Annotated in this window: 21 protein-coding genes and 2 pseudogenes; 12 read left to right on the top strand and 11 right to left on the bottom strand. The window is 59.6% G+C overall.

Translation table 11 applies throughout. The features are described 5' to 3' along the window. Positions 1-537: 537 nt before the first annotated feature. Entirely contained in the window at positions 538-1,515 is a 978-nt protein-coding gene (locus AC3WLT_RS12040) for a ParB/RepB/Spo0J family partition protein (protein WP_233465000.1), read from the bottom strand. Further along, positions 1,512-2,720 carry a ParA family protein gene (locus AC3WLT_RS12035; RefSeq protein ID WP_154564496.1) on the bottom strand — a complete coding sequence of 403 codons (1,209 nt, stop codon included), beginning with the start codon at positions 2,718-2,720 and terminating at the stop codon, positions 1,512-1,514. The genes AC3WLT_RS12040 and AC3WLT_RS12035 overlap by 4 nt, the downstream gene beginning before the upstream one ends. A gap of 1,132 nt (positions 2,721-3,852) precedes the next feature. On the opposite strand from AC3WLT_RS12035, the gene AC3WLT_RS12030 reads away from it, so the two are divergent. The 4 genes from AC3WLT_RS12030 to AC3WLT_RS12015 all read left to right on the top strand — a co-directional run bounded on the left by AC3WLT_RS12030 (position 3,853) and on the right by AC3WLT_RS12015 (position 6,721). Then, a complete protein-coding gene (locus tag AC3WLT_RS12030; RefSeq protein WP_154564498.1) occupies positions 3,853-5,250 on the top strand; it encodes a replication initiation protein in 1,398 nt (465 codons plus the stop codon). Positions 5,251-5,302: 52 nt separating this feature from the next. Continuing rightward, entirely contained in the window at positions 5,303-5,614 is a 312-nt protein-coding gene (locus tag AC3WLT_RS12025) for a hypothetical protein (protein WP_492591996.1), read from the top strand. A 190-nt stretch (positions 5,615-5,804) separates the two neighbouring features. Beyond that, entirely contained in the window at positions 5,805-6,245 is a 441-nt protein-coding gene (locus AC3WLT_RS12020; protein WP_007731380.1) for an Xre family toxin-antitoxin system antitoxin, read from the top strand. After that, on the top strand, positions 6,245-6,721 hold the full coding sequence (locus AC3WLT_RS12015) for an RES family NAD+ phosphorylase (protein ID WP_154564502.1): 477 nt from the start codon (positions 6,245-6,247) through the stop codon (positions 6,719-6,721). Before AC3WLT_RS12020 ends, AC3WLT_RS12015 begins: the two co-directional genes overlap by 1 nt. A 211-nt stretch (positions 6,722-6,932) precedes the next feature. Here AC3WLT_RS12015 and AC3WLT_RS12010 read toward each other — a convergent pair whose 3' ends face one another. From AC3WLT_RS12010 to AC3WLT_RS11980, 7 genes and pseudogenes are all read right to left on the bottom strand, one after another. After that, positions 6,933-7,388 carry a hypothetical protein gene (locus AC3WLT_RS12010; RefSeq protein WP_233465002.1) on the bottom strand — a complete coding sequence of 152 codons (456 nt, stop codon included), beginning with the start codon at positions 7,386-7,388 and terminating at the stop codon, positions 6,933-6,935. Positions 7,389-7,877: 489 nt separating this feature from the next. Beyond that, the gene (locus AC3WLT_RS12005) at positions 7,878-8,921 is read right to left on the bottom strand and encodes a DUF7673 family protein (RefSeq protein WP_414693472.1); all 1,044 of its coding nucleotides are present in this window, start codon (positions 8,919-8,921) and stop codon (positions 7,878-7,880) included. 4 nt (positions 8,922-8,925) lie between these two features. After that, positions 8,926-9,171 carry a hypothetical protein gene (locus tag AC3WLT_RS12000; protein WP_154564506.1) on the bottom strand — a complete coding sequence of 82 codons (246 nt, stop codon included), beginning with the start codon at positions 9,169-9,171 and terminating at the stop codon, positions 8,926-8,928. A 447-nt stretch (positions 9,172-9,618) separates the two neighbouring features. After that, positions 9,619-9,981, bottom strand: a complete 363-nt coding sequence (locus AC3WLT_RS11995; protein WP_154564508.1) for a single-stranded DNA-binding protein — start codon at positions 9,979-9,981, stop codon at positions 9,619-9,621. Positions 9,982-10,027: 46 nt separating this feature from the next. Next, entirely contained in the window at positions 10,028-10,327 is a 300-nt protein-coding gene (locus AC3WLT_RS11990; RefSeq protein ID WP_154564510.1) for a hypothetical protein, read from the bottom strand. A 51-nt stretch (positions 10,328-10,378) separates the two neighbouring features. Continuing rightward, positions 10,379-11,210 (bottom strand): annotated as a pseudogene (locus AC3WLT_RS11985) (DUF932 domain-containing protein). 62 nt (positions 11,211-11,272) lie between these two features. Further along, positions 11,273-11,686, bottom strand: a complete 414-nt coding sequence (locus tag AC3WLT_RS11980; RefSeq protein WP_168435869.1) for an antirestriction protein — start codon at positions 11,684-11,686, stop codon at positions 11,273-11,275. A 220-nt stretch (positions 11,687-11,906) separates the two neighbouring features. Here AC3WLT_RS11980 and AC3WLT_RS11975 point away from each other — a divergent pair, with 220 nt between their 5' ends. Together AC3WLT_RS11975 and AC3WLT_RS11970 are read left to right on the top strand one after the other, a co-directional pair. Then, a complete protein-coding gene (locus AC3WLT_RS11975; protein ID WP_233465462.1) occupies positions 11,907-13,754 on the top strand; it encodes a ParB/RepB/Spo0J family partition protein in 1,848 nt (615 codons plus the stop codon). A gap of 14 nt (positions 13,755-13,768) precedes the next feature. Continuing rightward, positions 13,769-13,963: a hypothetical protein gene (locus AC3WLT_RS11970; RefSeq protein ID WP_233465463.1), complete on the top strand. Its 195-nt coding sequence runs from the start codon at positions 13,769-13,771 to the stop codon at positions 13,961-13,963. A 346-nt stretch (positions 13,964-14,309) separates the two neighbouring features. Here AC3WLT_RS11970 and AC3WLT_RS11965 read toward each other — a convergent pair whose 3' ends face one another. Continuing rightward, positions 14,310-14,837, bottom strand: coding sequence for a hypothetical protein (locus AC3WLT_RS11965; RefSeq protein WP_492591995.1), 528 nt, complete (start codon positions 14,835-14,837; stop codon positions 14,310-14,312). A 334-nt stretch (positions 14,838-15,171) separates the two neighbouring features. Between AC3WLT_RS11965 and AC3WLT_RS11960 the strand changes: the two genes are divergently transcribed. The 6 genes and pseudogenes from AC3WLT_RS11960 to AC3WLT_RS11935 all read left to right on the top strand — a co-directional run. Beyond that, a complete protein-coding gene (locus tag AC3WLT_RS11960; protein WP_154567069.1) occupies positions 15,172-15,429 on the top strand; it encodes a hypothetical protein in 258 nt (85 codons plus the stop codon). After that, positions 15,429-15,794 (top strand): plasmid mobilization protein, encoded by a 366-nt coding sequence (locus AC3WLT_RS11955; protein WP_154567068.1) that lies wholly within the window; start codon positions 15,429-15,431, stop codon positions 15,792-15,794. Before AC3WLT_RS11960 ends, AC3WLT_RS11955 begins: the two co-directional genes overlap by 1 nt. An 11-nt stretch (positions 15,795-15,805) precedes the next feature. Continuing rightward, the gene (locus AC3WLT_RS11950; RefSeq protein ID WP_201141618.1) at positions 15,806-16,033 is read left to right on the top strand and encodes a hypothetical protein; all 228 of its coding nucleotides are present in this window, start codon (positions 15,806-15,808) and stop codon (positions 16,031-16,033) included. Between the two features lie 4 nt (positions 16,034-16,037). After that, positions 16,038-19,262: an LPD7 domain-containing protein gene (locus AC3WLT_RS11945; RefSeq protein WP_154567066.1), complete on the top strand. Its 3,225-nt coding sequence runs from the start codon at positions 16,038-16,040 to the stop codon at positions 19,260-19,262. Positions 19,263-19,284: 22 nt separating this feature from the next. Then, entirely contained in the window at positions 19,285-19,428 is a 144-nt protein-coding gene (locus AC3WLT_RS11940) for a hypothetical protein (RefSeq protein ID WP_174825340.1), read from the top strand. Further along, positions 19,418-19,618 (top strand): annotated as a pseudogene (locus AC3WLT_RS11935) (response regulator); the annotation flags it as partial. The gene AC3WLT_RS11940 and the pseudogene AC3WLT_RS11935, both read left to right, overlap by 11 nt. 74 nt (positions 19,619-19,692) lie before the next feature. Here AC3WLT_RS11935 and AC3WLT_RS11930 read toward each other — a convergent pair. Next, positions 19,693-19,926, bottom strand: a complete 234-nt coding sequence (locus tag AC3WLT_RS11930) for a tautomerase family protein (protein WP_154567065.1) — start codon at positions 19,924-19,926, stop codon at positions 19,693-19,695. Between the last annotated feature and the right edge of the window lie 31 nt (positions 19,927-19,957).

The following is a 19,957-nucleotide window of genomic DNA, read 5'->3' as shown; positions in this document are numbered from 1 at the left end:
CGGCACATCTCGGCCCCATATGCGGCCCCAAGTGGCCTGTGCTGCCACGTCCAATCGGCACTCGCGGTAGCAGCCATAATCCGTTCCGAATAGCGTTCGGATCGCGACACTCCACCCATGGCATGCGGCCGCGGAGCATTTTCGCCGCGGTACATGACTCGGGGCCCCTCGCAAGCAGGGCCTCCTCCGGCGAGTGTGCCTAGTAGCACACTCTTCCTACGCCCCGCCGCTAAGGAGGCGCCGTCGGGGGTGGGCTAACTCCAGCCGTACGGCCCCAAGGATTTCACGGCTATTCATTCGACTCGGGTGAGTCGCCTCGGAAGCGGGGCTCGTCCAAAAAGTGTGCCTAGTAGCACACTTCCGTTCGTCACCCTGCGCCTCCGGTGGACGGCGAACCGCGCCTGCCACCGAGGAACCACGCGGGTGAGCGCACATCGGCATCGCGTGCGCCGGCAGTTGTATAAGCACCCTGAATCTTGCAGCCGAAAAAAAGCCCGCACCGGAGGCGGGCTCCACACCTAATGGCAATGCCTCCACTCAAGAGGGGTCGCCGTTAAACAACTCGCTTATGACCTGGCGGATCCGGGTCTCCTGTGCATCTGACAGGACACCCGTTTTGATTTTTACGGTGAAGCTGTTCACGTCCTTGGTAATGCTGCCTGCGTGATTTTTCCCCGCAAAAAATTTTTCAATTGAGCGCTCGCGAGCCGTCTTGCTAGATGCGCGACGACCGACCAGGGCAGCAATCGCCGGCGCGTACTTACCTTGGTCTAGGTTTCCCGATACGACGTCCGGCCAAAGTTCGAGGGCAGCGGCCACCGCTTTCTCACCATGCTTCTTGATCACGTTCGCAATCGCATCGGCGGCATTGCCACCAATAAGCGTCGGATTGATATCGAGGTCGCTGGTGATGAACGCGGGTAGGCTGTCGAATGCAAGGTATCTATACAGCCCGCGCCGACTCATGCCGACAGCTTCGGCCAAACGCGTGCGATTTGGAAATTCCTTTTCGGTGCGGCGAATGGAGATGGAAATCTCATAGTCGGCCAGGTCATCCCGGCCGATGTTTTCCACCAGCGCCAGCACCGCCATATCCTGGTCCGTACAATCAACGACGAGGACTTTGATCTCCTCAGATCCGACCAGTTTGTGTGCGCGCCAACGCCGCTCGCCAGCAACGATCTGATAGGCAGACTCCGCTCGACGAACGACGATCGGTTGTAACAGCCCAACCTCGCGAATCGACTCCGCGAGTTCAGCTAACTTCGCCTCGTTGAAGACCCTCCGGGGCTGCCAAGGGTTCGGCACTATCTCTGACACGGGCAGCACTGATTGCGCGCCGCGCGTTTCCAGTTCCTGAATTTTGATATTGGCCGCAGCCAGGGCAGCAGCCATCCCCGGCCCGGTCTTCGGCTTATCGTTCGTTTGTCTAGAGGCTGTAACTTCGTCTTTCGGGATATCTGAAGCAGCGCGCAGATTGGCAGTCTGCTCGGCCATTCGAGCACGGATATTCATTTGCCGAGTCTCCACTGTTCGACATACATATCGTCAATCCACTTGCAGTATTCCCTGAGCGGCTGACGAACCCGCTCGACAGTTTTCGAACTCGCGTCCTTCTTGCTCAGGTCAAACACCGTCGACAATGCAAGCGCGCCGCTACTCATTGCCGAGCTTGCCGGAATTTCGGTTGTCGTAAGCCAGTCGCCATAGGCCCGTTGTGTCCATGGACGAACCACAGAAGCCGACGAAGTAGGGCTGTTATCGACCTTTGAAAGGATGATCGAAATGAAGTCGTACGCCTTGTTGGCCTCCCTCTCCATGAAGTTACTCGCGATGTCGGAGAACAGCCCCCAGAACGACACAGAACTGATGAAGTCGAGACTTTCCGGAACCAGCGGCATGACCATCGAATCCGCAGCCATCAACGCATTGAGCGTCAGGTAGGACAATGAAGGCGCCGTATCGAGGATGATGTAGTCGTACTGGCTGCGTAGCGACGCGAGACCTTCCCGGAGGATTGCCCAGAATTGAAAACTGGGCTTAGCCTTGAGCATCGACGGGATGTAGAACTCCGCGCTGAACAAGGAGGGGTGGGCTGCGATGACGTCCAGACCGTCCCAGTAGGTCTGCTTGATGAATGATGACAGTCCGCCTTCGATCGTCTGGTCATAGATGAACGGCAAAACAGTTGAATCTTCATCAACCTCCTTCTCTGCATACAGGCCGCAAAGCTCGGAAAGTGATGCCTGCGGGTCCAAGTCGATGGCGAGCACTCGCCGACCGCGGAGCGACAATCCTTGCGCGAGACACATTGATGTCGTCGTTTTGGTCGAACCGCCTTTGAAGTTGGCGACGAGGATGACCTTCCCGTCCGCACCGCGCGACCCGGTGACTAGCGGCGACTGATATATTTCGGATAGCTGCTGCACATACGTCCGCGCCTCGGCCAGTGTGAAATGGCGGCTACGACCAGTACCCGATGCCTCACCCGCAGGCAGCGTGCTTCCTTCCCTTGTGGCCTGGTAATGAATCTTCGTACGGTCCATTCCGCAAAGTTCGGCGACTTCCGCCGTAGTAAATGACGGAGCCGATTTTCGCGGTTTCGGCGTGAGGATACTATTACGCAAGTCTTCCGTGAGCGTGTTGAGCGTCTCCGCGAAACCCGCAAGTTCACCCAAGGTCACTCTTCGCGTAATTGCCGGGAATTCTGCTTTGGACATGGTTTTTAAGGTTTAGCCCGAAATCGATACGAAGCGTAGAATACTAGAAAAATACAAAAATGTGCCCGTGACTTAGCCCCGTTTCCTAGAAACCGACGTTAAGTGGCTATTCCGCAACCAAAAACGCGTGCTAATTTCATAATATGGAATAACGCCGGCCCCGTGAGGCGTTCTACACATGTTTTTCCGAATGAATTTTGAAAGGTCATGGTGAGGGAAATTGTTGGATTAGTGACGGCTCGGTCACGAAGGTGGGTGAGAAGTTTTGTTGAATACATACCGAGAAGAGGCGAGCGGGTTCAATTTGAAACGGGCGCGATCCGTCTTGCAGAGAATCACTGCGCAAAACCGGGCGCCCCACAATATTCCTCACCATCATCGCTCGCTTTGTCGGTCCGCCCTCCCAAGCCCGCTCACCATGAGTGAGCAGCGTCGACAGCGATCCAACAAAACTTCTCACCATGCGATCACGGGAGTGCAACTCGGCACCCGCCACAATTCTCCTCACCATCGCGCCGGCAAAGTCGGGTTCTGCCTGGATACTCCCTAACTAGCGAGGCCATAACGCTTTTTTCCTTCTCCTCGTTTCGCCGTAGATAGCGCTGGCCAATACAAATTTGTTCACCGTCGCCAACAAAAAGCCTCCACCACCGTCGCGGGTTAGGTCGCAGGAGCCCCCGCAACATCAGGCTTTGTCGGCAGATCAGACGATCTTCAACAATTCATCTCACCATCGTCCCGCCCGCAGGAGAAGATCTCACCCTGAACGGGTAAACACTTCACTTTCATAGAGGAATTTCATCCACCTTTGCCTACAAAAGGCCTCACCTTTTAAACAAAATCACTCACCTTTGTAGGGCTAATTCGTTGTATTTGTTCGAGTTTGATAGGCCCTGTAAGTTGGTAAGTTTGTTTTTTCTAAGACTTTAAAAAACACAAAACAAACAACTCGAGCCTCCCAGACAGAGCAACTTACCGACGCCATGGAGGTTCTGTTCTTGATCAATCAAGTTGCGAGGGTGGGTGAGCCGATTTGTTGAAACAGTATTTTCATGGTGAGCCTTTTTGTTTTGACATCTCACCTACGCGTGCTAGAGTTTCCGCGGCTAACAACTAAGAAGAGAGGGCCACGATGTCAACCGCCGTATCGACAAGCGCAACATCGCGGCAGATGTCGCTCGAACTGTTTGAGGAGATGCTGGCGTCCGACACGCCGATCCATAAATCAACCAAGGAAATCGGCTATCAGCGGAACAACGTTTTCGTTGATGTCACCGACGTCGGAGTCACGGCGCGTCGCCTGCTCGATGCAGCGCACTTCATTGTGGCGCAGGAGCCGACCACTCCGAAATATTACGACGTCGAGCTGAGCTACTTCAGGTGGCTCATGCGTTATGACAGCTACAACTATAAGCATCTGAGAACAGTCGTATCCGAAGCACAGAAGGCACTCATCCAGGTTTCCGCGGCGCCGCACGGTAGCACCTCACCTGAAAACGAAAAATGGGTATCCGTGCAACTGCTCGGCATTGTCGGTATCGACAAGGGACGCATAACGTTTGAAGTCCCGCAACCGCTCATCCGCCACATCAAGGACCCAGAAAAGTCGCACTGGTTGAGCCTTCGCATCACGTCGGCCTTCACCCTCACTTACGCACGTGCAATCTATGACCACGTCATTGCGTACGTGACGGACGGCATCACGGATTGGTTTGAACTCGATGTGATCCGAAACTGGCCCGGCAAAGCGGGCTCCAGCGCAACAGTCTTCAAGTATTTCAAGCGGGACAGTCTCGAGCCTGCGGTAAAGCAAATCAACGAAGTCTCTGACATCGAGCTCAGCTACGAGACGCGCACCGAAAGCCCGAAGTCCAAGAAGATTGACCGGATACGTTTCAGGCTTTCCAGGAAAGAAGGGGCCGACACCGTCCGCGCGAGCTTGATTGGGTTGAAGGAAACCTACACCACGTTGAAAAACGAATTCGCCTTCACCGAAAAGCAGTTCAGTGTCATCTCGCAGAACCGCGCCATCTGGTCCGATGAACGCATCCTTGATGCAATCGAATACACCCGCGCAAAGATTGATGACGCGAAGGTGACAAAGAGTCCTGCGGGCTATCTGATGAAGGCCATCACTGAGGGCTACAAGCTTTCAGAGGCTGAGCGCCGGATGAAAACGGTACTGGCCCAGAAAGCTACGGAAGAGCAGGCTGAGGTGACTGCCAGAGCCTCCACGAGAATCGCGGTTGAAGCGAACAGTGCCGCTCGTGAGGAAGAAGCCAAGCTGCGATTGGCCGACGAGGTTCGCGCTGGTCGCGAAGCTTTCGACCACGCCGACGCGCGGGCAAAGAAAGACTTCATGCGCGCGTACATAGCGTCTCCTTCTGGCAAGCTGGCCATCAAACGTCTCAAGTTCGACATAGCCACCATCGGCGAAGCAGATGTCCTCAACCACGCGGACCTTTCCTTTGCCTTCTACCATTTCGTGTACCTGCGCAACAAACCCAAGGCAGCCCGAGCGCGCGCCTGACCGGCAGAAAACTAACGGGAGCGTTGCCAACCTGAGGAAAAACGCGCACACGTTGGTCAACTACAGCGCCCGGCATCGCAAGGGCCTGCCGATCAGCAGCAGCATCGCCGAGTCCGCGATGAATCAGGTCATCAGCCACCGCATGGCCAAGAAGCGAAAGATGCGCTGGACTGACGAAGGGGCGCACTGCATGGCGCAGGTCAGGGTCGCGGTTTTGAACGGGAAATTCTTGCCCCACCGCATCTCGGCGCTCGAGATAGCCGCCCCGCGTCACGGCAAATGCATCGGCGCAGCATCGCCTGGCCGGCACCGACCAACGAACAGAACAGACCGTGCAACCATGCCGCACGCCAAGGCGGCCTGACGAAATCGGCCTCCCCAACTTTTGCACACTCCCGCCTGCGCGGGTCGTCGATCTCCCCCAAAGGGGGTTTGGGGGCGATCATTCGCTGAAAGTAACCAGCAGTCCGGCCCGGACCGGCGATGCCCTGGCAGCAACTACCGTCTCCGCCATTTTGGTATAAAATAAATGCCAAATGGCAGGAGGTGAAACCGTGAACGTCATCGAGAAGGTATCAGCCGATTCATTACTGGGAGGCCGGTCGGTATTTCCGCGTTCTCCCCGATCCGGCCTTGAATGGGTGGAGGTCGTCCGCCACGGCATTTCGTCGCGGGCGCTGGACGCGATGCTCAAATCTATCGGACTTTCGCAAGCAGAACTGGCGCAGGCGCTCGATATCCCGGAGCGTACCTTGGCGCGTCGCAAGCGGGAAGGGGTGTTGAGCCGTGAGGAGTCAGCCAAGCTGCTGCGACTCGCGCGTGTCGCCGCGCGCGCTGCCGAGGTGTTTGATGATCTCGACCTGGCACTCGCCTGGCTTAAGATGCCGGTTGCTGCCCTGGAAGACGCCACGCCACTGAGTCTTGTCGATACCGACATTGGCACCGATAGCGTGATGGATACGCTGGGACGCATCGAGCATGGCGTGTTTGCGTGATGTTCACGGCATGGCGGGTAGTGACTGAACGATATGCGGATACCGCTTTTTCTGGGGAAGGAGCGCGATTGTACGGTGGCCGGTGGAACCCCAAAGGCGTCGCGATGGTGTATACGGCGCAGACGCAATCGCTCGCTCTGCTCGAGATGTTGGTCCAGGATTCACCGCTGCGCGCCCGCTATGTGATGATCCCGGTCAGTATCCCGGAGAAAATCGTCGAACGTATCGATCCCGCCAGTTTGCCTCGCGACTGGCGGGACACTTCAGCGCGGGCCGAACTGCAGCAACTAGGATCGGCGTGGGAGCGGAAGCGAACCAGCGCCGTGCTGGCTGTTCCCAGTGCGGTCGTTCCTGCGGAATCCAATTATTTGCTCAATCCCAATCATCCGGACTTTGCGCTCGTCCTGGTTGGAACGCATGATGAGTGGTTGACCGACCCTCGGTTATTGCGGCGCGCGGCTGCAAAGGGATCGTGACGAGCACCTCGTGTGGCGTTGGCAAGCGGACGATAGCGTGTGATCAACCAATCCGCCGGTCATGCTTCGCTGGATGCCGCCATTCAAGGTGCCTGTGTGTTGTCAAAACCGGTTACATCATGCGTTCAGGGACGTAGCCAGTCAGGGACCACTGACGGAACCGGTCCTGCAGGATCTTGAACTGACTCGTGCCGATCCAGTCAGTGGGAGGTTATTTTTCGTTACGGTCACGGTCGATGTAACGGTTAAATGCGGCTTCGTCGTCGTAAAGTGACCTCGAAAACGTGTCGTCGGCCCAGTCGATCAGGCGCTCGATCACCGCGCGCCGGGACAGGCCGAAGTGCGCGCCCAGCCGCTCCAGCGCGAAAAACTGGGTGCCAGTCATCGTCAGGTTCAGACGCCGCTCGCCAGAATCGGCGTCTTCCTGACGCGGAAGCCGTCCGAGGACCGCCGCCGCATCGGAAGGGGCCCGGGCGGACGGCTTCGCCCGTGACACAGTCTCAAGCTCGCGCCGCGCCTGTACCAGTTCACCACGCAGCTGCTCGCACTCCCGCATCAGGGCGTTATGGGCGTCGGCAGGCGGAGGGATATTTTTCGTTACAGTAACGGATTTTGTGCGCGCGCCATGTCGGGCTCGCCACGCTGCCTGACGCTCGGCGTTCGACATCGCATCCGGCTTCCGTGGCCGGCCACGGCCACGCTTTTCAGTGGTGCCGGTTACCTTGTCGTTTGCCGGTGAAGGCATGATCCATCCTGGTGCGGTTGACCACATCTATTTTACGTTATTCATAACGATAAATGTGGCATCCCGTTACGCGTAACGTAAATGTGCACAAGCTGCCTTGCACGGCATGTATTCATCCGGGCAGATGGTTGCAGGTGTCGGGTCCCAGCCCGGGTGTCGTTCCTCGGAGAGGATCGATCACGGCGCAAAGCCGATTGCAGCCCGACATGACATCGCTTTATCTTTTTTCGTTTTGTTACGTGACACACTCGGGGAGGCCGTCAGGGAAGAGGGCATCTGAAGATTCGGACATACTGGGACGGCCCCAGCCTCACGTACGTAAATGTCCGAATCTAGAAGGGGCACCCCGATCAGTCGCGACCCCGGCGTGATACGGGAACCGCAGGATTGCGAATCATCAGCGTATCGAGGCTATTTTTCTGTCTCCCAGATGTGGCCAAATCCGGCGGCATGGCAGAGTAGCGCCCATGCGGAATAGGGGATTTCATTTTCGCCGCTGATCCAACGACGTATCTGCCGCCCGCTCTTGTCAGCGAGGTCCAGAAATTCCGCTGCACTACGTCCGGTAAAACCGGCCAGCCGGACTACCTCCTGGATTTCAGCCCCGGTCGGTTTGGCCCAATAGATCGCGGGCTGCAAGCATTCGCGTCGGATTGTCGTGGTTGTATCAACTGCCATATGCTTTTCCCCTGGTACTCTTACGTTCGTCTCAACTACTGGCGCATAAGGCGTGCGCCCGGAATCTAAAGCCACTGCGGCGGGAGCTCGCCTTCCTTCATGTCGAGTGTGGCCCTTCGTGCCACTCACGCGGCCGCCACGCCCCGCGATGCAGGTCGATAAGATCGCGGCTATACGCTCCGAGTCGCCAGCTGAAAAGTGTAGTTCGATCGGCAGCTGGCGTGCAGAGTCCCCGTCAATCGCCACCGCGAGCGTCATATCGCAATAACCTGGTGCTTCCTGATTCGTCACGGAGCGGGCCTGATAGCGTTCGCCATGAACCGGCGCCGGCTCCGGCGCGGGGCGTTTGTCCAGATTCCAGCGCGTGATTATCTGCTGCCAGCGCTGCTCACCGCCAGGAAAATAGCCGTGCACTTCAACAGTCGGGCGGTGGTCGAGTCGCAGCACGGCGAGACAGTGCTCGAACAGATCGTCGTCTAACGCCCGCAGCGCCGTGAGGTCGAAACGGTAATCGGTGCCGTTGTACAGGCCCGCGAGAAATTCGGCGACGGTCTCCGCCTGTTCGGTGGCGCCTTCGGCCACGTCAACGAGCTGCAGGAGCGAATCGAGGCCGCGGTCACGATCGCCAACGCGGATCTCCGCTGCGCGCTGCGCTGGCGTCTGGCCGCCGTGCGCGTTCGCAAAAGACTCCGTGATGGTGTTCCGGAACGCCTCGAGGAGGTGCTCGGGCACGTCGCTGGTAATCCGGTGCGTTTTCGGGCGGGGCGGAATGTTCATGGTGTTACCTTGATGGTCCGAAGTAGGAGGCTTCGGCCTCGTACCCGCGTTCGGTAATAAAAGCGGCGATGCTGAACGACACTGTTGCATCGAGGGCATCGGCCAATGCAAGCCCGGAAACCATCCCGCGGAAATATTCGCTACTGTACCCAACGCCAGTTCCTTGCTGCCGTTCGCGCCAGGTCACAACCATGTGTGCCTTGAGACGTTTCAGTTCGTCGGCGCGAGCGTAGATCGTTCTGCCTTCCATGTCAGGTCCTGTTGATTCAATCCGTATAAGGGATCGTACGACAGCGCTGGCCTCAGCGGGCCGCAAGCCGATCCAGGATCCAGCCCCCACGGCTTCGCCGCGGAGGAAACACGCAGCCTCCGGCTGCTTGACGACCCCGGCCGCGGTTCGCTTGCGCTGTACCGGATCGTCCCGGCGCTAATGCGCCGCGCCGGCGCTCTCCCCACGCCTACTGGCGCGGGTCCCCGTGCGCCTCGATCCGGGCGCGTCGGCGCGCGCGTGACGCCTGCGGTTATCCGGGCTCAAGGTTTGGCAGGAAGGGGGTGCCCTTTCCGGACGGCTGGGACGCCCATGTCGCTGAGGCTATTTCGGGCAGGCATGAGCCGGAAGGAACCACCGCAGCCCAGGGTCTCAGCGTCAACTCCTGTATTGGTCAACAGCCCCGGCATGAACCGGGGCCGACATGCATCATTCCTGACGCCGCGCGAGTTGCGCCCGCTTGAGTTCGCCAGGCGCGCCGAAGTCGAAGTTATCGACCGTGAAGTTATATCCGTAACGCTCGATGCCTTCACCGTCCGTGAAATCGTTGTTCGACAGCTTCGCCTCAACGATCAGTTGATCGCCCTTCAGAACGTTTCTGGCGATGGCCTCACCACGCGAACCAAAGGCGGTGAACTGGATTTTCACCTGACGCTCTTTCGCTTCACCGCTGCCTTCGTCGCGACCGGCGTACTCGTTGGAAATCAGGGTGAATTTCGTCACCTTCGAATCACCGTGATTCGCAAGCACAGGGGCGGCGACAACACGGCCAGTAAAGAAAAGCTTGTTCATGATTGGTACTCCTTAAAGTTTGAATGAAACAGAGGACAACTTTCGTTCAAAATCCTGACTCGGGTAGGGCAGGCTGCGGGGCACGGGGTGGCACACGATGAAACTCGGAGAGAGCGTTGCGGGCTATCGCGCGCAACTCTTCCCGGTGCATGTCGATTGGGTGCCCGTCGCGGTCCAGCATGTTGGCAATCCGGTCGAGTGCTTCGGCGGAGCGCGCTGCGGCATCGGCGGACAAGGCCATGCGGAACAGTTCCGCGCGGACCAGAGAACGATCGCCGTATTGATAGACGGCCAGCAGCGGAAGGAGGGCGGACAGCCACGTTGGGCGGATGTGAGCGGTATCCATGTCGGTTTCCATAGTTGAGGTCATGCCCGGCCCGAAGGCCGGGCGCACCTGTCAGCCGCGCAGGCGGCACAGTTCGTCGGCGAGCACCCAGAGGGCGCGGTTAAGCCTGATGTTCCGGTCAATGCCGGTCACGGCGCGGGTTGTGGTCGCCCGCCCATTCGCATTACGACCGCGCAGGCCGCCGTTGATCATTTTCTCCTGCACTCGATTGAATGTTGTCCACAGGTCTGGTGCGCGATCCTCCATGCGATGCGGTGTCAGAAGTTGCTGTTCAGTGATCGGCGCGGGCCTGTCGTCGTCGTACCGCAGCGTAAGCGCGGACCGCGCGAAAGCGGTCTGTTCGCCGTCGGTCAACGCGAGACCAGCCATCTTCTCGCGCTGCTGGGTCGCCGCCTCGAAGCTGTCGAGCACCTTGAACGCTCCCTCGATCACCTCGCCGACCACGTCGCCCTTATGAGGCACGCGGATATCACCAATGGTGTCTCCGCAGACCATACCGTTCTGGCACACAAACCGGAACATCCCGGCGAGCATCTGGTAGCTGCTGCTGCCGTCGTGGCTGTTCAGAAGGATGATTTCGTTGGCTTCGCGGCCCGCGATCTGGTCGGCGTGGCGCAGGCGGACCATATGTTTCGTGTGCGCGCTTGTCGTCGGCGCGTACGCGGGTCTGACAGGCCATGAAAGGCTGAAAACCTTCCTTGCGCAGGCCGTCTAGTACGTCGCTGGTTGGAATGTAGGTGTACCGTTCCGAGCGGCTTTCGTGCGCGGACAGCGCGAAGATCGACGGGGCAACCTCTGCAATCTCGTCATTCGTCAGCGGGCGATCCGAACGTGTGCCAACTGCGTTGCGTCCGAAGCGGCTTGTCAGGTAAGTGGTGTCCATGCTGTTCCCCAATATCAGGATCAGCCCCAGCCCACAGGCCGGAGCCGTGAGTGGTCAATGCGTCAGTCGATGGCGCGCAGAATGTTGGCGGCCTCTACGTGCTGCGCCGCGTAGGCCCGCAGCGCGTGGTAGTGGTCAATGATCCTGTCATCGCCGCACTTTTCCGCCAGATGACACAGGGCAAACAGCGTGACGACGATGCCGAACGCGTCAGCGCCCATCGTGTCGCTGTAGCCGTTCATGTGCCACCGCACATGCACCCGTCCGCAGTTCGCTGGAGCCATATAGAAGCCGCTGTTCGACAACTGGAAGAAGTCCCACGAACCGCCCTTGTAGGCACTCGAAAGGCGGGCAGCCCAGTCGTACACCAATGCCTCGCCCCGAAGGTATTGCGCGCCCAGGTAGTGAGGAAGGAAATTCAGACGCAACTCATCGACGACGACTGCCGACGAGATTCTGGTTTCATTGTCAATCACGGTTATCTCCGGAAATGGGCCGCAGCGGAATGCCGGGCCACGCTTTTATATTAGGTCGTATTGACCGTTATATCAAGATTTTAACGATCTTGTTTTTCAATCATAAATATAAATCTATTTAAAATATAAATCTAATAATTGCGTTCTATAAGGGCAATTTGACCTATCATATCCATGTGGCCCGGCATTCCGCTGCGGCCCATTTCCGGAGGCATCCATAATGGAAGTCGTTGAAATCCGTGTAACTGAATCCGTTCTCGAAGCTAACTTCGGCAACGAAGCGCAGATCGAATACGTCCCGTACGGACGGCTGTGCCGCTCACCGCTGAATGTCCGCAAAAAGGCACCCACCGGCATCGAGGCGCTGGCCGGGACGATTGTGGGGAGTGGACTGATTCAGAATCTCGTCGTGCATCCCGTCAAAGGGTCGCGCGCGAAGCAGCCGAAGCTTGGGGTCTGCGCCGGTCAGCGGCGTCTCGCCGCGCTCGATCTGCTGTTCTCGCAGGGCAAAATCACTAAGGACTTCAAGGTGCCGGTGCTGATCGTCAGTGAGGGCGAAGCCGTCGCCGCGTCGCTGATCGAAAACCGCGAACGCGAGACGATGCATATCGCGGACGAATGTGGCGCGTTCCGGCTGCTGACCGAGGAAGGCAAGAGCATTGCGCACATTTCGGCACTGTTCAAGGTGTCGGAAATGGTCGTGCGCCGTGCGCTCAAGATCGCAAACCTGTCGCCGGTGCTGCTCGATCTTCTGCGCGATGACAAGCTGGACTACGAGCAGGCAAAGGTGCTTGCGCTGGCCGACGATTACGCGACGCAGGAGCGCGTGTGGAATGACGCCCAGACGCCCTGGCTGCGTCGTCCCGCGGAACTTCGCGCAGCGCTGACGAAAGCGGAACTCGACGCCAGGGAGAATCCGCTCGCAAAATTTGTCGGGCTGGACGCTTACCAGGCCGCAGGCGGTTATGTGCGTCGCGATCTGTTTTCCGACGACCAGAACGCCGGATACATCGCGGATGCGGACCTGCTGCATCGCCTTGCGACTGACCGCCTGATCGAGCTATCCCAGGCCGTGGCCGCTGAGGGCTGGTGTTTCGTGGAGACGCGGACCCGCCGTGACCAGGCCGAGCTGTTCCAGTTCGACCGGATTGCGTCGACGACACGCAAGCCGACCAAAGCGGAAAAGGCCGAGCTTGCGAAACTTGTTGCCACGCGCGACGAGGCGAAGGCCGCGCTCGATGCGTATTACGCCGATCAGGACAGCGAGGAAGACGAGGTGCTTTGGGAAAAGCTGGACAACGCGCTCAACGATGCTTCGGCTGCTGTTGACGCTTATGCGGAGCGCTTCGAAACGTTCACCGCCGACGACATGAAGCAGGCCGGTGCGTTCGTCGCCATTGACGAGGACGGGAAGGTGCAGATCACGCGTGGCCTGTGCTGCCGGGAAATCAACGCCGCAGACGCGGGCAGTATCGCTCACTTCACGCATGCGCAGCGAAATCGCGACCTGCCCGCGAAGGCCAGGCCCCTGCACGGCGAAAAGCTGTGCAAACGGCTTACCGCGCACCGCACGGCTGCGGTACAGATCGAGCTTGCGCGGCAACCGACCGTTGCGCTGGCCGTGCTGATGTACCGCATGATTCCGGCTGTGTTCGATGACGTGTACGGACAGTCATATATCGATCATGCGGTGCGGATCGACGTACATACGTCGCGCAATGCGCTGGTGTCGAACGCCGACGACATGGCCGACAGCGCCGCGTGGAAGGCGCTTGAAGATGAGCGGGCGAAGTGGAGTCGGATGCTGCCGAAGCGCACCGATGAACTGCTCGCGTGGCTGCTGCAACAGGACGTGGACGTGATGTCGAACCTGTTTGCATTCTGCGTGGCCGCGACGGTAGACAGCATCAGTCCCGTTGACCGGGCGCACCCGGTCAACGAAGTGGCGAACACGCTGGAACTGGACCTCACGCGTTACTGGAAGCCAACGCGTGGAGGGTATTTCGAGCACGTCCCGAAAGATCGTATCGTGACGTTGTCGGCGAGACGGTTTCGCCGCAGGCCGTAAGCGATCTGCGCGGGATGAAAAAGGGAGATGCCGCCGCTGCCGCCGAGCTTCGCATGACGGACTCGGGCTGGTTGCCGGAAGTGCTGCGCAACCGTGAGGTGCCGAAACATGTCACGTACGGCCATTGGGAGGATGACGAGGAAAGCGACGTCGACAGCACGCAGGATGAGTGCAACGACGGGGATGCGGAGGAAGCCGAAGCCGCCTGAGCCCTGATGCACTTTGCGTAAGTGCAGGCATGTCACATGCCGCCGTCCGGGTGAAAGTCCGGGCGGTTTTTTGCTTTACGAGTACTGCATAGGAAAAAAAGAAGCCGGTACGCAGACCGGCTTTCCGAGGCTCCTACCGCGTGCCTTTGGGGACCAGGCAGCGGCACGACGATTATGCCAGGCCGAGCGCCTGATGAGACCGCGATTTGCGAAAAAGAATGTAACTACGCGGTGCGAGCCAGGGCGGCATCGCGCGCGCCGCGCGCCCGTATCGAGGGCCACGGGGACCCATGCAGAATGCATGGGGAGCGGCCCGACCCGGCGCAGAGCGGCGGGGCGATGCGGTTCAGGGTTTCGTGTGCTGAGGATATTTTTTCTTGAGCGCATCAATATCGGCATTGCTCACGCGAGGTTCGCCGTACTGTTCGGCGTAGAGGCGGTTTAACTGCATGCTTGAGAGGTGGGGATTCTCGGACTGCAATTGCTCGAAGGTTTTGATGCGAGTCTGGGCCGGTGCCGGTGCCGGTGCATCGGTCGTGGGAGGCGCAGGCTTGTGCGCTTCGAGAGGGGGCGTTGCTCGGGAGGCAGTCACGGGGGCCGGGGCGCTGGGGCGGGCTGCCGCAGCGCCGGATTTGCGTCCGGAACCGGGCGTAGAGGCGGTCTTTCGAAGCCTGTACAGGGTTCCGTGAAACGTCCGAAGGGAGATATCGAGTCCCTGTTCGCGCAAGGTATTCAGGATTTCAACGGCGGGAACGCGAGCGGCGAGCGCCGCCTCGATGTCCGGAAGGAGGGTCTTGAGATGGGAAGCCTTGCTGCGTTTCGGGCTTGTGCTGGCAAGGCGGCGCAGCGCGGAAGCAAGCTGTTCGTGATCCATTGGGCAAATGGCGAATAAACGTAGTATGGGCGTAGTATGAATGACGACAGCGTGTAGGGGCAAGCTTGTATTGTGTAGTATTCCGATGCAATGCGTGATGTATTGGTGTAGTAGGGCTGTAGAATATGCGTAGGAAATAATGTGTGGCGAAAGCGGGGCGAGGCACGTCGAATATGTTTACGCAACGCTACGCGTTCCGTAAAATATTTCGTGCCAAAGGGGCGAGCCCCTTTGAAACCCCGACGCGGTCTATTGCCGCGTCAGACTGGTCGGTGGCTCCGCCACCGACATTAAGCACTGCCTGGTATGCGTAATGAATACGGAGGTGCGGTCAATGATTCCGAGCAGCGAATGGGTGATCCAGCTTGTAGTGGGAGCGCGTGTTGATGAGCACGGCAGCGAGCCGCGCTATCTGCCGTGGGCAGGCTATACGCGGCCAATCACGGGCGACCAGGCAATGCGTGCGTTGCGCGAGTGCGAGTTGCGCTGGCCGGAATACGAGTTTCGCGCGCACCCGATCGATGACGACGGCAGGCAGTTCGCGACGGTCGGCGCTGACATCGACCGTAGTCGCTCGACGGGGCTCTGGTGATGCCAAAGCAAAAAAGCAATGGCGGGGCAGGGCTGGGCAAGCCGATCGCGTTCCGTCTGTCGGATGCGGATCGCGATGCGTACCTTGCAAAGGTGGCGCAAAGCGGGATGACGCAATCGGAGTTCTTCCGGCACGCGGTGCTGACCAACCGTACGCGAGTGATCGCGCGGCCGGTGGCCAGCGGGGACCGCAAGCGGCTGCTGTACATCTTCAACAAGACCAGTAACAACCTGAACCAGATTGCACACCGCGCCAACTCCGAACACGTTCGTGGGAAGCTTTCGGAAGCGACTTACGAGCAGTTGCTCACGCAGCTGCAGCTGATCGGGCAGTACCTCAGGGCAACCCTGAACAAGGTCGACTGATAGCGATGGGAATGGATCAAAAGCAGGCGGCCATCATGGCGGTGATCGAGTTGGAGACGAAGCTGCACTTCGATCGCGACCATGCCGGTGCGCATACGCTGACGCAGACGGACTGCGACAGCGCCCGGGCGTCGGTCTCCGCTGCCGGCCATCTGTTGCCGTCGATCGTGCACAGCACGCTGCTGTTCCGAATCGAAGGGGCGCAGCGCTGGCTTGCCGAGCGCAAGGCGCAGGGGTAGGGCGATGCTCATACGCGTACGCGGCTATCACGACGGGATCAAGGACTATCTGGAGAAGGGCCAGAAGCAGGGTCGCGAGATGGAGCGCGACGAGATGGATGAGCGCGTGATCCTTGCCGGCGATCTCGATCTGACGAACGACATCATCCAGTCGATCGACACGGACGCCGAGCGCTACCTGAATGTCACGATGTCATTCAAGGAAGACGAGGTTGACCGCGATCTGTTAGGTGAGATTGTTCGGGAGTTCGAGGCGTTTGCGTTTGCCGCGTACCGTCGGGACGAATACAACTTCTACGCTGAAGCGCATGTGCCGCGGATCAAGAGCTATGCGGACCGCAAGACGGGGGAGCCTGTCGAGCGCAAGGTGCACGTGCATATCGTGATTCCGGAAATGAATCTTGTGACAGGCCGACGGCTCGATCCGTTCGGGAAGGTTGACCATAACGAGCGCTACCTCGAGGCCTTTCAGGAGCACATTAACGCGAAGTACGGGCTCGCGAGCCCGAAGGACAACCGGCGTGTGCAGTTCACGGACGCGTCCGAAATGATCAGCCGGTACAAGGGCGATGTGTTCGAGGGCGCTAACCGCGAGCTGAAGGCCTCGATTCTTGAGGCGGTGATGACGCGTGATGTGACCCGGTATGACGACTTCAGGGCCTTGATCACGGAGTACGGCGAGACGCGCACACGCAATGCCGGCAGGGAGTCGGAGTACGAGAACGTCAAACCGGCCGGTGCCGCGAAGGGTGTGAACCTGAAGGAGTTCGTGTTTTCGCGCGAGTTCATCGAGCTCGATGCTACGGCCAAGCGTGAGTCGCTCGAATCGAATGTGCATGCGCAGTACGTCGAGCCAGGCGTATCGCGCGATACGCGGCAGATCTATCTCGATGCGCTCGGTGCGTGGCACGACACGCGCGCGCGCGAGATCAAGTATCTGAACAGCGGCAGCGGTTTTTACAAAACGTATCAGGCAGCGTCGCCGGCGGAGCAGCGGCGCATTCTCGATCACCGCGAACAGCGGTTCTATGACGCAACAGGAGGGCTTAATGAGCGCACACGACAATCCCACGATCGATCCGGACACTGGCGAGATTGGCGGCGAATCGGAGCCGCCGGAGCAGGAGGGCGGGCGCGAGAGCGCGGCGCCGGGCGGGAGCCGGAAGGGGCAGGGCAGTCGCAGCAATGGTGGAACGAGCTCGAACGCGCGCACCGGGAAATCACGGGGCGATGGCGAGCCGGAGCGGATCACGACTTTGACGCTCGCTTCGATCGATCCGGCGCGCCGTCCCAATCCGCCCACCGTGTGCATGGCGTGTCCGGCCGCGGTGTGGATGGCGACGCCGCGCGACGTCAAGTGCTTCTGCCGCCTGATGCACTACTGGAGCTGGGAAACCAGCAAGCCGAACGAATTGACGCATTGCGATGGTCTGGCGATCGCGAGCGAGGGGGAAGAGAACAGCTAGGCATTTCGGTGCCGCGGCTGCGATGGCGCGAAGGTGCCGACCGCGACTTCGAACCCGGCGGAAGTTACGACGAGAGGGAGGATCGTTGGCAATGGTCCGGCGAGCGCGATGCGGTTGACAGGTCCGCCGGCGAGCCTGAATGGAAAGCGATGGTCGATCGCATGTTTGTCGCGTGGGACCAGGCAGACGAGGCAGGGCGGACGCGTCTTGCGCGAACCGGTGCCGAGAAATTCATGCGGGCTGGAGGCCCGTTCGGCGCACGCGAGCCTTTTGGTCTGAGCGGCGGCCGCCTGCCTGCAGGGTTCGGACCACGTGAGGAAATCCGCAGCCTCGCGGATGTGCAATCGTTCGATGCGATCGATTCGTTGCCGTTCGAGGTCCGGCCAACTGATTCGCCGCCGACGACGGACGCTGCGTCGGTCGATTTCAATGCGAGTGCGCACGCGTCGACGGGCCGGGCAGCCGATACCGTTCGCGACCAGTTCGCACGTGACCTGTCCGAGGCTCGCACGGCGCGACGTGCCCGGGAGCGGGATGAATTCACCGAGATCCGTGCGACGCTAGACGCGGGCCGGCTGCTGGCCGCGCTTGCGCACTCGCACGGACTGATCGTCGAAAAGTATGCGATCGGTAAAGGCGCGGATGGCGGTGACAGAATCCGCGCCGGTTCGCGCAATCTGAATGTGTCTGACTTCCTCACCAAAGAGATGAACCTGTCATGGGAGGAGGCTGCGCAGCTGCTGCGCGAGACCTATCGTGCACAGACAGGACGTGATCCGGAGCATGCACCGAGGCGTACGCCTGAACGGGACCTATGGGGCGAGTTCCAGCAATGGCGATCGGCATACCGGAACGAGCTCCGTCGCGCGTGGGATGCGCAGGCCGATCATGAGAGTGAGCGGCGAAAGGCGGTCAAATCGGAGTTCTACAGTGCCCGCAGCGCGCTTGTCGACCGCATCGACCTGTCAGGCGCGCAGCGCCGCGAGCAACTGTCTGCAGCACGTGTTGCGCGCCTTGAGGCAGAGGCCGCGCTGCGTGTGCAGATTGCGAAAGAGCGGGATGCGCTGAAGGGCGCCGCAAGCCGGCCGTTGAGCGAGCAGTATCGTGACTTCCTGCAGGAGCGCGCTCAGAAAGGCGACGAACGGGCGCTGCGTGAGTTGCGCCGGATGCAGCAGATCCGCCTGCGGACGAAACGTGCAGACGACGCACGCGCGGTCATTTTCAGTGCGCTGTCTCATGCGGTGAAGCCACCTGCAGCCCACGACCGCAACGAGATCATCTACGCGGGCCCGGCGATCACGTACGAGGTGCGGGCCGGCGGCGAGGTCGACTACCGGAAGGAAGGCGTGGCGTTCCTCGTCGACGAGGGTCGCACGCTAAGGCTGTGGGATAGCGAGCGCGAGGCGATCGAGATTGCGCTGCGCTTCGCACAGCAGAAGTTCGGCTCCACGCTGTCGCTGTCCGGACCCGAGCCCTTCCAGGCGGCCGCCGCGCGCGTAGCAGCCGACACGCGCATGCGCATCGTGTTCGATCAGCCGGAGCTGGAGAGTATCCGGCAGGTCCGGCTTGCGGAGCTCGATGCCGAGGCGCTGGAACGTCGGGCAGCGCAGCGTCAGCGCGAGACATGGGAACGCGACGAGTTGCGCGATGCTGTGCGCCATCCGACGCCACCCACTCCGGAAGATCCGTCCAATCCAGATCAGGATGCGGCATCGCCTGCTGATCCCGATGCACCCGGCAACGGGCCAGATATTGACCGATGAATCGTCAAACTGAGAGAAGAAAATGAACCAGCTTGCACACCTCGACCGCGACGGCCTGGTTGCGGTCGTGCCCGGCGTAATATTCAGCGGCACGCCGTCGCAGATCGTGAATCTGCCAACCTACATCAAGGGCGGCGTCGGCGCGATCGCTGTTTTTGCCGCCTAAGATCCTCATCGCGGATGACCACTCGCTAGTGCGAGACGGATTGCGTCATGTCCTTCAGGAAGCGAGCGAGTTTGAAGTCGTAGGCGAGGCCGGCGATGGAGCTGGCACGATTGCGCTGAGCCGCTAAACCGACGCACACGTGCTGGTGCTCGACCTTTCAATGCCGGGTCGCAATGGTGTCGAACTGCTGCTTCCCGGCTTTTTTATCTATTGGGCCCTTCGGGCCCGACGCTGACCTCAGCCTGCGCCGGGCGGTTGAACAGATTAGTAGCTGTAACCGGGCATTTTAATCAGCGAGTCCAGTCGTGGAGAAATCGTTCTGTCGTAGATCTCGGGCTTCCACTGAGCTTTGGCGAACTCAGTAATGCCGACCGAAAGAGAGCCATCTGTTGAACCGAGGTGTCGTTTTAACACCTCGGTGAGCTCCGAAGCGATAGTCTGCCGGGCTTCGGCAGTCAGTTCCGGACGTTCGACAAACAGCAGCTCGATTTGTGGCATGGTCTATTCATCCTCAAGATCAAGAAACGTC

The sequence above is a fragment of the Paraburkholderia sp. FW306-2-2C-D06C genome (assembly GCF_058781505.1).
Note: the sequence above shows the minus strand (reverse complement) of the source record. Positions and strands in the feature narration are given on the sequence as shown.

What these genes read in the sequence shown, in the direction of transcription:
- AC3WLT_RS12030 (WP_154564498.1), top strand. Translation starts at nt 3,853, where the DNA reads ATGTCAACCGCCGTATCGACAAGCGCAACATCGCGGCAGATGTCGCTC.
- AC3WLT_RS12035 (WP_154564496.1), bottom strand. Translation starts at nt 2,720, where the DNA reads ATGTCCAAAGCAGAATTCCCGGCAATTACGCGAAGAGTGACCTTGGGT.
- AC3WLT_RS11965 (WP_492591995.1), bottom strand. Translation starts at nt 14,837, where the DNA reads ATGGATCACGAACAGCTTGCTTCCGCGCTGCGCCGCCTTGCCAGCACA.
- AC3WLT_RS11960 (WP_154567069.1), top strand. Translation starts at nt 15,172, where the DNA reads ATGATTCCGAGCAGCGAATGGGTGATCCAGCTTGTAGTGGGAGCGCGT.
- AC3WLT_RS11930 (WP_154567065.1), bottom strand. Translation starts at nt 19,926, where the DNA reads ATGCCACAAATCGAGCTGCTGTTTGTCGAACGTCCGGAACTGACTGCC.
- AC3WLT_RS11950 (WP_201141618.1), top strand. Translation starts at nt 15,806, where the DNA reads ATGGATCAAAAGCAGGCGGCCATCATGGCGGTGATCGAGTTGGAGACG.
- AC3WLT_RS11955 (WP_154567068.1), top strand. Translation starts at nt 15,429, where the DNA reads ATGCCAAAGCAAAAAAGCAATGGCGGGGCAGGGCTGGGCAAGCCGATC.
- AC3WLT_RS12005 (WP_414693472.1), bottom strand. Translation starts at nt 8,921, where the DNA reads ATGAACATTCCGCCCCGCCCGAAAACGCACCGGATTACCAGCGACGTG.
- AC3WLT_RS12000 (WP_154564506.1), bottom strand. Translation starts at nt 9,171, where the DNA reads ATGGAAGGCAGAACGATCTACGCTCGCGCCGACGAACTGAAACGTCTC.
- AC3WLT_RS11945 (WP_154567066.1), top strand. Translation starts at nt 16,038, where the DNA reads ATGCTCATACGCGTACGCGGCTATCACGACGGGATCAAGGACTATCTG.
- AC3WLT_RS11975 (WP_233465462.1), top strand. Translation starts at nt 11,907, where the DNA reads ATGGAAGTCGTTGAAATCCGTGTAACTGAATCCGTTCTCGAAGCTAAC.
- AC3WLT_RS11970 (WP_233465463.1), top strand. Translation starts at nt 13,769, where the DNA reads ATGAAAAAGGGAGATGCCGCCGCTGCCGCCGAGCTTCGCATGACGGAC.
- AC3WLT_RS11995 (WP_154564508.1), bottom strand. Translation starts at nt 9,981, where the DNA reads ATGAACAAGCTTTTCTTTACTGGCCGTGTTGTCGCCGCCCCTGTGCTT.
- AC3WLT_RS12040 (WP_233465000.1), bottom strand. Translation starts at nt 1,515, where the DNA reads ATGAATATCCGTGCTCGAATGGCCGAGCAGACTGCCAATCTGCGCGCT.
- AC3WLT_RS11990 (WP_154564510.1), bottom strand. Translation starts at nt 10,327, where the DNA reads ATGGATACCGCTCACATCCGCCCAACGTGGCTGTCCGCCCTCCTTCCG.
- AC3WLT_RS12015 (WP_154564502.1), top strand. Translation starts at nt 6,245, where the DNA reads ATGTTCACGGCATGGCGGGTAGTGACTGAACGATATGCGGATACCGCT.
- AC3WLT_RS11940 (WP_174825340.1), top strand. Translation starts at nt 19,285, where the DNA reads ATGAACCAGCTTGCACACCTCGACCGCGACGGCCTGGTTGCGGTCGTG.
- AC3WLT_RS12010 (WP_233465002.1), bottom strand. Translation starts at nt 7,388, where the DNA reads ATGTCGAACGCCGAGCGTCAGGCAGCGTGGCGAGCCCGACATGGCGCG.